Genomic DNA, 13,112 nt, shown 5'->3' on the forward strand with positions numbered 1-13,112 from the left:
GGAGCACCCCGGGTACCCCCGGCCGACCGGCGCTACCCCTGCCGGTGTCCGGCCACCGATACCGCAGCATCCCTTACCGGTACCTCGTAGCAGATTTAAGTAGAGCTGCACGGTCGCCGTGCCGACACTACTTCCATGACGACGGACCACCGCTCCCCCGCTCCTTTCGGCCGCGCCCTGTGCGCCATGGTCACGCCCTTCACCGAGTCCGGCGCGCTCGACCTGGACGGTGCGCAGCGGCTCGCCGACCGGCTGGTGTCGGGCGGCTGCGACGGTCTGGTGCTGTCCGGCACCACGGGCGAGTCGCCGACCACCACGGACGCCGAGAAGGCGGCGCTGGTCACGGCGGTGCGCGAGGCGGTCGGCGAGCGCGCGACGCTGGTCGCCGGGGTGGGCACCGCCGACACGCGGCACACGGTGGAGTTGGCGCTGGCCGCGGAGAAGGCCGGCGCGGACGGGCTGCTGGTGGTGTCGCCCTACTACAGCAGGCCCCCGCAGGACGCCCTGGAGGCACACTTCCGGGAGGTCGCGGACGCGTCCGGTCTACCCCTGGTGCTCTACGACATCCCCGGCCGCACCGGCACCCGCATCGAGCCGGCCACACTGGTCCGGCTCGCGGACCATCCGCGGATCGTCGCCGTCAAGGACTGCTCCTACGACCTCCTCGGCACCCAGCAGGTCCTCGCCCGCACCGACCTGGCCTACTACGCGGGCTGCGACGAGCAGGTCCTCGCCCTGTACGCGGTGGGCGCGGCGGGCTGCGTCAGCACGGTCGCGAACGTCGTACCGGAGCTGTTCCGGTCCGTCCTCGACGCCTTCGACGCGAGCGACACCGGGCGGGCCGCCCTGCTGCAGCGCCGGGCGGTCCCGCTGATCGAGGCGATGATGGCGGCGGGTCTGCCCGGCACGGTCACCGCGAAGGCGCTGCTGGGCGCGCTGGACCTGCCCGCGGGGCCGGTCCGGGCCCCGCTGCGGGCCGCGGGCCGGGAGACGACCGGCGCCCTGCTGACGGCGTACGAGGAGCTGGTCGTTGGCACCGGTCAGCTCCAGGTGTAGCCGTCGCCGAGCAGCAGGGTGTGTTCCAGTACGTCCTCGGCCGGGTCGTCGATCTGCCCCACGTTGACGTTGAGGAGGCCGACCCGGGGACCGTTGTGCGAACCGGTGGTGGTCTCGTCGGCGTGCGCGGCCCCCGCCGGGGCCCAGCACACCAGCACGGCGGCGCCCGCCCCGGCCAGCCAACGCGCCACGGTCCTCGCCCGCTCGTTCGTCATACCAGGTCCTCGTTTCGTCGGATCGGCGTCTGATCGGACTCTGCGTCCACCCGTTCATCCGCCAAGACCACCGGAAGGTCACGGCCGTCATCCGTATGTGCCGGGGGCGCTCGAGGCACGCGGCGGCAAATCGTGTTGGCCGGACGCCACCCGCGCGCCTAGGGTCTCGCGGTGAGCAGACGACGTTATGTGGCCCGGGGCGTTCCGGGCGGGTACCGGATCTGGGACAACCGGAGCCGCCGCTTCTGGGGCGAGCACTACGAGCTGTGCCCAGACGACCTCCTGACAGAGCTGAACGGCGCGGCCGACCGGGACCGCATCACCGCCCTGCTGAAGCGGTACCGGGCCCTGAAACGCTGAACGCCCTCCCGGGCGCCGCGCACGGGCGGGTCGGGAGGGCGTTCGGGCAACTCGTTCGGCGCTCTGCCGTCGCCGGTCAGTTGTGGCTGTGCAGGATCTCGTTCAGGCCGCCCCACACCGCGTTGTTCGGGCGGGCCTCGACCGTGCCCGTGACCGAGTTGCGGCGGAAGAGGATGTTGGAGGCGCCGGAGAGCTCGCGGGCCTTGACGACCTGGCCGTCGGGCATGGTCACCCGGGTGCCCGCGGTGACGTAGAGACCGGCCTCGACCACGCACTCGTCGCCCAGCGCGATGCCGACGCCCGCCTCGGCGCCGACCAGGCAGCGCTCGCCGATGACGATGCGCACGTTGCCTCCGCCGGAGAGGGTGCCCATGGTGGAGGCGCCGCCGCCGATGTCGGAGCCGTCGCCGACGACGACGCCCGCGGAGATGCGGCCCTCGACCATCGAGGTGCCCAGCGTGCCGGCGTTGAAGTTGACGAAGCCCTCGTGCATGACCGTGGTGCCCTCGGCCAGGTGCGCGCCGAGCCGGACCCGGTCGGCGTCGGCGATGCGGACGCCCTTGGGGGCGACGTAGTCCGTCATGCGCGGGAACTTGTCGACCGAGGTGACCTGGAGGTGCAGGCCCTCGGCGCGGGCGTTGAGGCGCACCTTCTCGATGTCGTCGACGGCGACCGGGCCGAGCGAGGTCCAGGCGACGTTGGCGAGGTGGGCGAAGATGCCGTCCAGGTTCTGGCCGTGCGGCTTGACCAGACGGTGGGAGAGCAGGTGCAGGCGCAGGTAGACGTCGTGCGTGTCGACCGGCTTCTCGTCCAGCGAGGAGATGACCGTGCGGACCGCGACCACCTCGACGCCGCGGCGGGCGTCGGGACCGACCGCGGCGGTGGCGCCGCCGCCGAGGAGTTCGGCGGCCTGCTCGGCGGTGAGGCGCTCGGTGCCGGACGGGCCGGGCTCGGCGGCGAGTTCGGGGGCCGGGAACCAGGTGTCGAGGACGGTGCCGTCGGCGGCGATCGTGGCGAGCCCGGCGGCCACGGCGCCGGTGGTGCGGGAAGCAGTCGTGTCGGTCATGAGGGCAACCTAACCGGCTGGGGGGTCCGGTTGCGAACCGGCCGCCGGGCATCTCACGTGCCGGTCGCCCCCCGCCCCGGCCCGCACCCGCCCGCCTCAGCCCAGCACCCGCGCCAGCACCTCCCGCGCGTACCCCTCGTCGTACGCCGAGTCCGTCAGCAGCACCTGCAAGCAGATCCCGTCCAGCACCGCGACCAGCGCCCGCGCCGTCACCGGGTCCGTCCGGGTGGCGAGGAGCGCGCCCACCCCCTCGCACCACTCCGCGGCCACCGGGCGCAGCGCGGGACGGCGCAGGGCCGCCAGATACAGCTCGTATTCCAGCTCGACGCCCGTGCGGTCCCCGCCCAGCCACTCGCCGAGGACGCGGGCGAGTTCGGCGGGGAGGTCCGCGCGGGGGTCGGCGAGGGCCGGGTGGCCCGCGACCACCTTGGCGAAGCCCTCGTTGGCCTGGCGCAGGGCGGCGACCAGGAGTTCGTCGAGGGTGGCGAAGTGGTACGTCGTCGAGCCCAGGGGGACGTCCGCCTCGGCGGCTACCGTGCGGTGGCTGAGGCCCGCGATGCCCTGGCGTCCGACCACGCGGATCGCCGCGTCGATGATCCGCTGACGCCGCTCGGGGTCGTGGCGGCGGGGCATCAGTGCGCGCCGCCCAGGTTGAGGACGACGACGCCGATGATGATCAGCGCGATGCCGGCGGCCTTGGCTACGGTCATCCCCTCGCCCATGAACGCCACGCCGATGGCGGCGATGGCCGCCGTGCCGACACCGGCCCAGATGGCGTAGGCGGTGCCGACGGCGAGAGTCTTCAGGGTCTGGGCGAGCAGCGTGAAGGAGAGGACGTAGGCGAGTGCCGTCAGCAGCGAGGGGACCAGCCTGGTGAAGCCCTCGCTGTACTTCATGGCGGTGGTGCCGGCGACCTCGGCGGCGATGGCTCCGGCCAGGAGCAGATATCCCATGTGTACGAGCGTACATAACGAAGCGTCCGCACGCACGAGAACGGCGGCGCCCATCGGGCGCCGCCGTTCTTTCGAGCGGTGTGTCTCAGACGTTGAAGCCGAGCGCGCGCAGCTGCTCGCGGCCGTCGTCCGTGATCTTGTCCGGACCCCACGGCGGCATCCAGACCCAGTTGATCCGCAGCTCGCTGACGAGGCCGTCCGTGGCGGACTTGGCCTGGTCCTCGATCACGTCGGTCAGCGGACAGGCCGCCGACGTCAGGGTCATGTCGATCGTCGCGATGTTCGCGTCGTCGATGTGGACGCCGTAGATCAGGCCCAGGTTGACGACGTCGATGCCCAGCTCGGGGTCCACGACGTCCAGCAGGGCTTCGCGGACCTCCTCCTCGGAGGCGGGCTTCATTTCCACGGTCTCACTCATGCCGTCGTCTCCTTCTCGGCGTCGGCTCCGTCCAGTGCCTGGGACGTCGCGTCCTTCCAGGCCATCCAGCTCAGCAGGGCGCACTTGACCCGGGCCGGATACTTCGAGACCCCGGCGAACGCGACCGCGTCCTCCAGGACCTCCTCCATCGCGTCGTCGGGCTCGATCCTGCCCTTGGACTGCATCAGCTCCAGGAAGGTCTCCTGGATCTGCTGTGCCCGGGCCAGGTCCTTGCCGACCAGCAGGTCGTTCAGCACGGAGGCGCTGGCCTGGCTGATCGAGCAGCCCTGCCCCTCGTAGCTGACGTCACTGACCGTCGTGCCGTCGTACTTCACGCGGAGGGTGATCTCGTCGCCGCATGTCGGGTTGACGTGGTGGACCTCGGCGTCGCCATCCCGCAAGCCCCGCCCGTGCGGGTTCTTGTAGTGGTCCAGGATGACTTCCTGGTACATGGAGTCCAGCTTCATGCTCTTCGCTCGTCCCGTCAGCCGAAGAAGTTCCGTACGTGCTCCAGACCGTCGACCAGGGCGTCGATCTCGGTCTGCGTGGAGTACAGATAGAACGACGCTCGCGTGGTCGCAGGAATTCCGTAGCGCAGGCAGACGGGGCGGGCGCAGTGGTGGCCGACCCGGACCGCGATGCCCTGTTCGTCCAGGACCTGACCGACGTCGTGGGGGTGGATGTCGCCGAGCGTGAAGCTGATCGCCGCGCCGCGCTCCTCGGCCGTGGTGGGGCCGATGATGCGCAGGTCCGGGACCTCCAGCAGCCGCTTGACGGCGTACTCCGTGAGCGCGTGCTCGTGGGCGAGGATCTTGTCCATGCCGATCGAGTTGAGATAGTCGATCGCCGCGCCCAGACCGACCGCCTGCGCGACCGGCGGCGTGCCCGCCTCGAACTTGTGCGGCGCCGGGGCGTACGTGGACGAGTGCATCGAGACGGTCTCGATCATCTCGCCGCCGCCGAGGAACGGCGGGAGGTCCTCCAGCAGCTCCTGGCGGCCCCACAGGACGCCGATGCCGGTCGGGCCGCACATCTTGTGGCCGGTGAAGGCCACGAAGTCGGCCTGGAGGGCCTGGACGTCCAGTGGCATGTGCGGGGCGGCCTGGGAGGCGTCGACGCAGACGAGCGCGCCGACCTCCTGGGCGCGGCGCACGATCGCCTCGACCGGGTTCTGGGTGCCCAGGATGTTGGAGACCAGCACGAAGGAGACGATCTTCGTCTTCTCGGTGATGACCTCGTCGATGTTGGACAGGTCCAGGCGGCCGTCGTCGGTCAGGCCGAACCAGCGGAGCTTCGCGCCGGTGCGCTGCGCGAGCAGCTGCCACGGCACGATGTTGGAGTGGTGCTCCATCTCCGTGATGACGATCTCGGTCTCGTGGTCCACGCGGTAGGGCTCGTCGGCCCAGCCCAGCATGTTGGCCACGAGGTTGAGGGACTCCGAGGCGTTCTTGGTGAAGATCACCTCGTCGCGGGAGGGCGCGTTGATGAACTCCGCGACCTTGTCCCGCGCGCCCTCGTACAGCGCCGTGGCCTCCTCGGCGAGGACGTGCACGCCACGGTGGACGTTGGCGTTGTGCTGCTCGTAGTACTCGTCGAGCACGTCGATGACCTGGCGCGGGGTCTGCGAGGTCGCGGCGTTGTCGAGGTAGACGAGCTTCTTACCGTCGTGGAGCACGCGGTCCAGGATCGGGAAGTCCTTGCGGATCGCCTCGGTGTCGAGGAGGCCCGGCAGCTGTGTCACTCGGATGCGCCACCCTTCGTGTATGCCTCGTAGCCCTCGGCCTCCAGCTTGTCGGCCAGCTCGGCGCCGCCGGACTCGGCGATGCGGCCGTTGGCGAAGACGTGGACGTGGTCGGGCTTGATGTAGCGCAGGATGCGCGTGTAGTGCGTGATCAGCAGGGTGCCGACCTCACCGGTCTCGCGGACCCGGTTGACGCCCTCGGAGACGACGCGCAGGGCGTCGACGTCGAGGCCGGAGTCGGTCTCGTCGAGGATCGCCATCTTCGGCTTGAGCAGCTCCAGCTGGAGGATCTCGTGGCGCTTCTTCTCACCGCCGGAGAAGCCCTCGTTGACGTTGCGCTCGGCGAAGGCGGGGTCCATGTTGAGGCGCTCCATGGCCTCCTTGACCTCCTTCACCCAGGTGCGCAGCTTGGGGGCCTCGCCGCGGACGGCGGTGGCGGAGGTGCGCAGGAAGTTGGAGACGGAGACGCCGGGGACCTCGACCGGGTACTGCATGGCGAGGAAGAGGCCGGCGCGGGCGCGCTCGTCGACGGACATCTCCAGGACGTCCTCGCCGTCGAGGGTGACGGTGCCGCCGGTGATCGTGTACTTGGGGTGACCCGCGAGGGAGTAGGCGAGGGTCGACTTGCCGGAGCCGTTGGGGCCCATGATGGCGTGCGTCTCGCCCTGCTTCACGGTGAGGTCGACGCCCTTGAGGATCTCCTTCGTGGCGTTGTCGGCCTCGACGGTGACGTGCAGGTCTCGGATTTCAAGCGTTGCCATGGGTGCCTCAGGACTCCTGGGTGAGGGAGACGAGCACGTCGTCCCCTTCGATCTTTACGGGGTATACGGGGACGGGGCGCGTCGCCGGCAGACTGTCGGGCTTGCCCGAGCGGAGGTCGAAGCGCGAGCCGTGCAGCCAGCACTCGATGTGGCAGTCGTCGACCTCGCCCTCGGCGAGCGAGACGTTCGCGTGCGAGCAGATGTCGTGGATCGCGAAGACCTCGCCCTCGGTGCGCACGACGGAGATCGGCGTGCCGTCGAGTTCCACCCGCTTGGGGGTGTCCTCCTCCAGCTCGCCCGCTCCACAGACGCGTACGAAGGTCATGCGACCGACGCCTCCAGCTCCTCTTCGATCTTCGCGAGCAGGCGCTCCTCGATGTCCGGGACGCCGATCTGCTGGACCAGCTCGGCGAAGAAGCCGCGGACCACCAGGCGGCGGGCGTCGATCTCGGGGATGCCGCGCGCCATCAGGTAGAAGAGCTGCTCGTCGTCGAAGCGGCCGGTCGCGGAGGCGTGGCCGGCGCCGACGATCTCACCGGTCTCGATCTCCAGGTTCGGCACGGAGTCGACCCGCGCGCCGTCGGTGAGGACGAGGTTGCGGTTCATCTCGTAGGTGTCGGTGCCCTCGGCCTTGGCCTCGATGAGCACGTCGCCGATCCAGACCGCGTGCGCGTCGTCGCCCTGGAGCGCGCCCTTGTAGACGACGTTGGACTTGCAGTGCGGGACGTTGTGGTCGACCAGGAGGCGGTGCTCCTGGTGCTGGCCCTGGTCGGTGAAGTACAGGCCGAACAGCTCGGCCTCGCCGCCGGGACCGGCGTACTGCACGCGCGGGTGGAGGCGGACGACGTCGCCGCCGAAGGTGACGACGACCGACTTGAAGCTCGCGTCGCGGCCGACGAGGGCGTTGTGCTGGCCCACGTGCACGGCCTTGGCGTCCCAGTCCTGGACGGAGACGACGGTGAGCTTGGCGCCGTCGCCGAGGACGTACTCGACGTTGGCGGCGAGCACCGCGTCACCGGTGTGGTCGATGACCACGACGGCCTCGGCGAAGGCCTCCAGCTCGATGACCTGGTGGGCGTAGGCCGTGCCGCCCTCGCCGTGCACGGCGATGCGGACGGGCTCGGTCAGCACCGTCTCCTTGGGCACGGTGATCACGCCGGCCTGCGCGAAGGCGGTGTACGCCTGGGCGGCGACGCGGTCCACGGGCTTGCCGGTGCGGCCGAGCCGGGCGTCGTCGCGGCCGACGGTCTCGACGGTGACGCCCTCGGGGGCCTCGACGGCGACCTTGACGCCCTCGCCGGTGGCGGTGGCGGTGCCGTCGTGCAGGCCGCGCAGCCGCTCCAGCGGGGTGAAGCGCCACTCCTCCTCGCGGCCGTGCGGGACCGGGAAGTCCGCCACGTCGAAGGACGGGGGCGCGCTCATGCGCGTGGCGACGGTCGAGTCGGCCTCGGCGGCCACCGCGATCGCACCGGCGGTGGTGGAGCCCACCGGGATGTTCTGAGCCTCAGCCATGGCTGTCGTAGTGCTCGCTTTCCGTTACGTATGGGGCTGGATGGGACGGCGGGGCGGCCGGTGGGCCGCCCCCGGCCGGTGACTAGCCGACCGCGCCTTCCATCTGGAGCTCGATCAGCCGGTTGAGTTCGAGCGCGTACTCCATCGGCAGCTCCTTGGCGATCGGCTCGACGAAGCCGCGCACGATCATGGCCATCGCCTCGTCCTCGGACAGGCCGCGGCTCATCAGGTAGAAGAGCTGGTCCTCGGAGACCTTGGAGACGGTCGCCTCGTGGCCCATGGACACGTCGTCCTCGCGGACGTCCACGTAGGGGTAGGTGTCCGAGCGGGAGATGGTGTCGACGAGCAGCGCGTCGCAGAGCACGTTGGACTTGGCGCCCGGGGCGCCCTCACCGATCTCGATCAGGCCGCGGTAGGAGGTGCGGCCGCCGCCTCGCGCCACCGACTTGGAGACGATGTTGGAGGACGTGTTCGGGGCCATGTGGACCATCTTGGCGCCGGCGTCCTGGTGCTGGCCCTCGCCCGCGAAGGCGATGGACAGGGTCTCGCCCTTGGCGTGCTCGCCCATCAGGTAGACGGCCGGGTACTTCATCGTCACCTTGGAGCCGATGTTGCCGTCGATCCACTCCATGGTCGCGCCCTCGTACGCCACGGCGCGCTTGGTGACCAGGTTGTAGACGTTGTTCGACCAGTTCTGGATGGTCGTGTAGCGGCAGCGGGCGTTCTTCTTGACGATGATCTCGACGACCGCGGAGTGCAGGGAGTCCGACTTGTAGATCGGCGCCGTGCAGCCCTCGACGTAGTGCACGTAGGCACCCTCGTCGACGATGATCAGGGTCCGCTCGAACTGGCCCATGTTCTCCGTGTTGATGCGGAAGTAGGCCTGGAGCGGGATCTCGACGTGCACGCCCTTCGGCACGTAGATGAAGGAGCCGCCGGACCACACGGCCGTGTTCAGCGCGGCGAACTTGTTGTCACCGGCGGGGATGACGGTGCCGAAGTACTCCTTGAAGAGCTCCGGGTGCTCCTTCAGCGCGGTGTCGGTGTCGAGGAAGATGACGCCCTGCTCCTCCAGGTCCTCGCGGATCTGGTGGTAGACGACCTCCGACTCGTACTGGGCGGCGACACCGGCCACGAGGCGCTGCTTCTCCGCCTCGGGGATGCCGAGCTTGTCGTACGTGTTCTTGATGTCCTCGGGCAGGTCCTCCCAGGACTCCGCCTGCTTCTCCGTGGAGCGCACGAAGTACTTGATGTTGTCGAAGTCGATGCCCGAGAGGTCCGAGCCCCAGTTGGGCATGGGCTTCTTCTCGAAGAGCTTGAGGCCCTTGAGGCGGAGCTTGGTCATCCACTCCGGCTCGGACTTCTTGTCGGAGATGTCCCGGACGACGTCCTCGTCGATGCCGCGCCTGGCAGAGGCGCCGGCCGTGTCGGAGTCGGCCCAGCCGTACTCGTACTTGCCCAGGCCCTCGAGCTCAGGGTGAGCAGTCTCCGTGGGGAGAGTCATGCGGGGTTCCTCCCGGCCGTGCTTGCAGATGCGTTAGCGGTATTCGTGGGCGCCTGCGCCGCGGGTGGCGGCGCGTGCGAAGTCTTCGGAATGAACGTGGTGCAGACCCCGTCGCCGTGCGCGATGGTCGCGAGCCGCTGCACATGTGTACCGAGCAGCTCGGCGAAAAATTCCGTCTCCGCCTCGCACAGCTGCGGAAACTGCTCGGCGACGTGGGCGACCGGGCAGTGGTGCTGGCACAGCTGCTCGCCCTGCTGGGGCCGGGGTGCGCTCCGCGCGACAGCAGCGTACCCGTCCGCGCTCAGGGCCTTGGCCAGCGCTTCCGTGCGCTTCTCGGGCGGCACGGACTCGACCGCCTTGCGGTACGCGCCCGCCTGGCCGGCGATGCGGGCCCGGGCGAAGGCGGCGATCGCCTTCTCCCCGCCCTCCTGCTCGGCGATCCAGCGCAGGGCGTCCGCGGCCAGCTTGTCGTACGACTGGTCGAAGGCGTCCCGGCCGCAGTCGGTGAGCGCGAAGACCTTGGCCGGCCGTCCGCGCGTGCGCGTGCCGTAGACCCGCTGCTCGCGGGCCTCGACCACGTCGTCGGCGACCAGCGCATCGAGGTGGCGCCGGACGGCGGCCTGGGTCAGCCCCAGACGCCCGGCGAGCTCGGCGACGGTCGACGGCCCGTGGTCCAGGATGGAGCGCGCGACGCGGTTGCGGGTGGACCGCTCACCGGTCGCGAGTTCCTCCTGCGGAGCCTCGCCAACGTTTTTCACAACGCCATTGTTGCGTAATTCCTCGGAGCCGGGCAAGCCGCGACCGGATCACCGGAAGGTGCCCTGCGTCACTTAGGCATACCTAATCTGACCTGCGGAAACGATCTTTGATCGATCAATCGGGTGGCGCCCGGGCCGACGCTGCGGGACACTCCCCGGCATGTCCGCACCCCCTCCCACCGGCCCGCTCGTCACCCGCGGCGCGATCGCCGCCGGGCTGCGCGAGCTGGGTGTGCGCAGTGACGACACGCTCCTCGTGCACTCGTCCCTCAGCTCCCTCGGATGGGTCTGCGGAGGGCCCGTCGCGGTGGTCCAGGGGCTGCTCGACGCGCTCGGTCCGGACGGCACCCTGGTGGTCCCCACCCAGACCGGCGACCTCTCGGACCCGGCGCTGTGGCGCAGCCCGCCGGTGCCCGAGGAGTGGTGGGACACCGTCCGCGCCGCGATGCCCGCCTACGACCCGCTGATCACGCCCTCGCGCGGGGTCGGCGTGCTCCCCGAGACCGTGCGCACCTGGCCGGGCGCCCTGCGCAGCGCGCACCCGCAGACGTCGTTCGCCGCCGTCGGCCCGCGCGCCGCCGAGGTCGTCGCCGGGCACTCGACGGACTGCCGGCTCGGTGAGCGCAGTCCGCTGGCGGCTCTGGAGCGGATGGGCGCCCGGGTGCTGCTGCTCGGCGCCGGCTACGAGGCGTGCACCGGCTTCCACCTCGCCGAGTACCGGATTCCCTCCCCGCTGGTGGAGGTGGGGCGGCCGGGTCCGGTGGGCTGGGAGCGGGTCACCGAGGTGTCGATCACCTCGGAGCGGTTCGACGAACTGGGCGACGACTTCGAACGGGACCGGCCCGTCCTGCGCGGGCGGGTCGGCGCGGCGGTGGCCCGCCTCTTCCCGCTGGCCGACGCCGTCGCGTACGCGGAACGGTGGCTGCCGCTGCACCGGCCGCGGGAGTGAGCGACCGGGCGTTCACCGGCCCGTGAGGGGGACTTCCCGCACCCCCACGCCCGGCTCCTGCCCCGCCTACCTAGACTCGTGACCCATGCGAAGCGAGCCCGTGGTCCAGGTCCAGGCCCTGGTGAAGCGGTACGGCACGAAGACCGCGGTGGACGGCCTCGACCTGGTGGCCCGGGCGGGTGTCACCGCCGTACTCGGCCCCAACGGAGCCGGCAAGACGACCACGGTCGAGACCTGCGAGGGGTACCGGAGGCCGGACTCCGGCACGGTGCGCGTCCTGGGCCTCGACCCGGTACGCCAGGGCGGCGAGCTGCGGCCCCGGATCGGCGTGATGCTCCAGTCCGGCGGCGTCTACTCCGGCGCCCGCGCCGACGAGATGCTGCGCCACGTGGCGAAGCTCCACGCCCACCCGCTGGACGTGGACGCGCTGATCGAACGGCTGGGACTCGGCTCGTGCGGCCGGACCACCTACCGCAGGCTCTCCGGCGGCCAGCAGCAGCGGCTCGCCCTCGCGATGGCCGTGGTCGGGCGCCCCGAGCTGGTGTTCCTGGACGAGCCGACCGCCGGACTCGACCCGCAGGCCCGCCGCGCCACCTGGGACCTCGTGCGGGACCTGCGCACCGACGGCGTGTCCGTCATCCTCACCACCCACCACATGGACGAGGCCGAGCAGCTCGCGGACGACGTCGCCGTCATCGACAACGGCCGGGTCATCGCCCAGGGCTCCCCCGAGGAGCTGTGCCGGGGCGGTGCCGAGAACACCCTGCGCTTCACCGGCCGCCCCGGACTCGACGTCGCCTCGCTGCTCAAGGCGCTGCCCGCCGACTCCTCGGCCGCCGAGCTGACGCCGGGCACCTACCGGGTCAACGGCAAGGTCGACCCGCAGCTCCTCGCCACCGTGACGTCCTGGTGCGCCCAGCACGGGGTGATGCCGGACCGGATCTCGGTGGAACGGCACACCCTGGAGGACGTCTTCCTGGAACTCACGGGCAAGGAACTGCGCTCATGACGACGACCACCGGCACCTACACGCCGAAGCCCGGCGCCGCGCCGCTCGGCCGCATGATCGCCGCGCAGGCCGCGCTCGAGACGAAGATGCTGCTGCGCAACGGCGAGCAGCTGCTCCTCACGGTGATCATCCCGACGCTGCTGCTGGTGCTGTTCAGCACCGTCGACATCGTCGACACCGGGGCGGGCGAGGCCGTCGACTTCCTGGCGCCCGGCATCCTGGCGCTCGCCGTGCTGTCGACGGCGTTCACCGGGCAGGCCATCGCGACCGGCTTCGAACGGCGGTACGGGGTGCTGAAGCGGCTGGCCGCGTCCCCGTTGCCGCGCTGGGGGCTGATGACCGCGAAGACGCTGGCCGTGCTGGTCACCGAGGTGCTCCAGATCGTCCTGCTGACCGTGATCGCCTTCGCGCTGGGCTGGTCGCCGCAGGGCAACCCGTTCGCCGTGCTGCTGCTCCTGGTCCTCGGCACGGCCGCCTTCTCCGGGCTAGGGCTGCTCATGGCGGGCACGCTGAAGGCCGAGGCGACGCTGGCCGCCGCCAACCTGGTCTTCCTGCTGCTGCTCGTCGGCGGCGGGGTGATCGTGCCGCTGGACAAGTTCCCGGACGCGGCGCAGAGCGTGCTGGGGCTGCTGCCGATCTCCGCCCTGTCGGACGGCCTGCGGGACGTGCTCCAGCACGGGGCCGGGATGCCGTGGGGCGACCTGGGCATCCTCGCCGTCTGGGGCGTCGTGGGGATCGCGGCGGCCGGGAAGTTCTTCCGCTGGGAGTAGGGACGCGATGCTGGAACCGACCCTCGTGAAAGCGTGCACA

The 13,112-nt window shown here is 70.8% G+C and carries 17 protein-coding genes; 5 read left to right on the plus strand and 12 right to left on the minus strand.

The features are described 5' to 3' along the window. Positions 1–135 precede the first annotated feature (135 nt). Positions 136–1,056, plus strand: coding sequence for a 4-hydroxy-tetrahydrodipicolinate synthase (gene dapA, locus AMK11_RS00635; protein WP_073721562.1), 921 nt, complete (start codon positions 136–138; stop codon positions 1,054–1,056). Here the strand turns inward: dapA and AMK11_RS00640 are convergent. After that, positions 1,041–1,271, minus strand: coding sequence for a hypothetical protein (locus AMK11_RS00640; RefSeq protein WP_073721564.1), 231 nt, complete (start codon positions 1,269–1,271; stop codon positions 1,041–1,043). The two genes, dapA and AMK11_RS00640, sit on opposite strands and share 16 nt — an antisense overlap. A 171-nt stretch (positions 1,272–1,442) precedes the next feature. Here AMK11_RS00640 and AMK11_RS37255 point away from each other — a divergent pair, with 171 nt between their 5' ends. Continuing rightward, positions 1,443–1,631: a hypothetical protein gene (locus tag AMK11_RS37255; protein WP_073721566.1), complete on the plus strand. Its 189-nt coding sequence runs from the start codon at positions 1,443–1,445 to the stop codon at positions 1,629–1,631. A gap of 76 nt (positions 1,632–1,707) precedes the next feature. Here the strand turns inward: AMK11_RS37255 and dapD are convergent, their stop codons facing one another. The 11 genes from dapD to AMK11_RS00700 form a co-directional block, all read right to left on the minus strand. Then, entirely contained in the window at positions 1,708–2,697 is a 990-nt protein-coding gene (gene dapD / locus AMK11_RS00650) for a 2,3,4,5-tetrahydropyridine-2,6-dicarboxylate N-succinyltransferase (protein ID WP_073721568.1), read from the minus strand. A gap of 96 nt (positions 2,698–2,793) precedes the next feature. Then, on the minus strand, positions 2,794–3,330 hold the full coding sequence (locus AMK11_RS00655) for a TetR/AcrR family transcriptional regulator (RefSeq protein ID WP_073721570.1): 537 nt from the start codon (positions 3,328–3,330) through the stop codon (positions 2,794–2,796). Next, a complete protein-coding gene (locus AMK11_RS00660) occupies positions 3,330–3,650 on the minus strand; it encodes a DMT family transporter (RefSeq protein WP_073721572.1) in 321 nt (106 codons plus the stop codon). The genes AMK11_RS00655 and AMK11_RS00660 overlap by 1 nt, the downstream gene beginning before the upstream one ends. A gap of 85 nt (positions 3,651–3,735) precedes the next feature. Beyond that, complete coding sequence (locus tag AMK11_RS00665) at positions 3,736–4,068, minus strand: metal-sulfur cluster assembly factor (RefSeq protein ID WP_073721574.1); 333 nt, start codon at positions 4,066–4,068, stop codon at positions 3,736–3,738. Then, entirely contained in the window at positions 4,065–4,535 is a 471-nt protein-coding gene (gene sufU, locus AMK11_RS00670; RefSeq protein ID WP_073721576.1) for a Fe-S cluster assembly sulfur transfer protein SufU, read from the minus strand. Before sufU ends, AMK11_RS00665 begins: the two co-directional genes overlap by 4 nt. Positions 4,536–4,552: 17 nt before the next feature. Next, a complete protein-coding gene (locus AMK11_RS00675; RefSeq protein ID WP_073721578.1) occupies positions 4,553–5,809 on the minus strand; it encodes a cysteine desulfurase in 1,257 nt (418 codons plus the stop codon). Next, positions 5,806–6,570 carry a Fe-S cluster assembly ATPase SufC gene (sufC, locus tag AMK11_RS00680; RefSeq protein WP_073721580.1) on the minus strand — a complete coding sequence of 255 codons (765 nt, stop codon included), beginning with the start codon at positions 6,568–6,570 and terminating at the stop codon, positions 5,806–5,808. Before sufC ends, AMK11_RS00675 begins: the two co-directional genes overlap by 4 nt. Before the next feature lie 7 nt (positions 6,571–6,577). Next, complete coding sequence (locus tag AMK11_RS00685; protein WP_073721582.1) at positions 6,578–6,895, minus strand: non-heme iron oxygenase ferredoxin subunit; 318 nt, start codon at positions 6,893–6,895, stop codon at positions 6,578–6,580. Continuing rightward, a complete protein-coding gene (gene sufD, locus AMK11_RS00690) occupies positions 6,892–8,082 on the minus strand; it encodes a Fe-S cluster assembly protein SufD (protein ID WP_073721584.1) in 1,191 nt (396 codons plus the stop codon). Before sufD ends, AMK11_RS00685 begins: the two co-directional genes overlap by 4 nt. An 82-nt stretch (positions 8,083–8,164) precedes the next feature. Beyond that, positions 8,165–9,586 carry a Fe-S cluster assembly protein SufB gene (gene sufB / locus AMK11_RS00695; RefSeq protein ID WP_019329248.1) on the minus strand — a complete coding sequence of 474 codons (1,422 nt, stop codon included), beginning with the start codon at positions 9,584–9,586 and terminating at the stop codon, positions 8,165–8,167. Then, on the minus strand, positions 9,583–10,344 hold the full coding sequence (locus AMK11_RS00700; RefSeq protein ID WP_073721586.1) for a helix-turn-helix transcriptional regulator: 762 nt from the start codon (positions 10,342–10,344) through the stop codon (positions 9,583–9,585). Before AMK11_RS00700 ends, sufB begins: the two co-directional genes overlap by 4 nt. A gap of 160 nt (positions 10,345–10,504) precedes the next feature. Between AMK11_RS00700 and AMK11_RS00705 the strand changes: the two genes are divergently transcribed. From AMK11_RS00705 to AMK11_RS00715, 3 genes are all read left to right on the plus strand, one after another. Next, complete coding sequence (locus AMK11_RS00705; protein ID WP_073721588.1) at positions 10,505–11,293, plus strand: aminoglycoside N(3)-acetyltransferase; 789 nt, start codon at positions 10,505–10,507, stop codon at positions 11,291–11,293. An 85-nt stretch (positions 11,294–11,378) separates the two neighbouring features. Further along, positions 11,379–12,302: an ABC transporter ATP-binding protein gene (locus tag AMK11_RS00710; protein WP_073721590.1), complete on the plus strand. Its 924-nt coding sequence runs from the start codon at positions 11,379–11,381 to the stop codon at positions 12,300–12,302. Beyond that, positions 12,299–13,072 (plus strand): ABC transporter permease, encoded by a 774-nt coding sequence (locus AMK11_RS00715; RefSeq protein WP_073721592.1) that lies wholly within the window; start codon positions 12,299–12,301, stop codon positions 13,070–13,072. The genes AMK11_RS00710 and AMK11_RS00715 overlap by 4 nt, the downstream gene beginning before the upstream one ends. The last annotated feature ends 40 nt before the right edge of the window (positions 13,073–13,112 follow it).

This window comes from Streptomyces sp. CB02414 (assembly GCF_001905385.1).
In the GTDB taxonomy this organism is placed as follows: Bacteria; Actinomycetota; Actinomycetes; order Streptomycetales; family Streptomycetaceae; genus Streptomyces.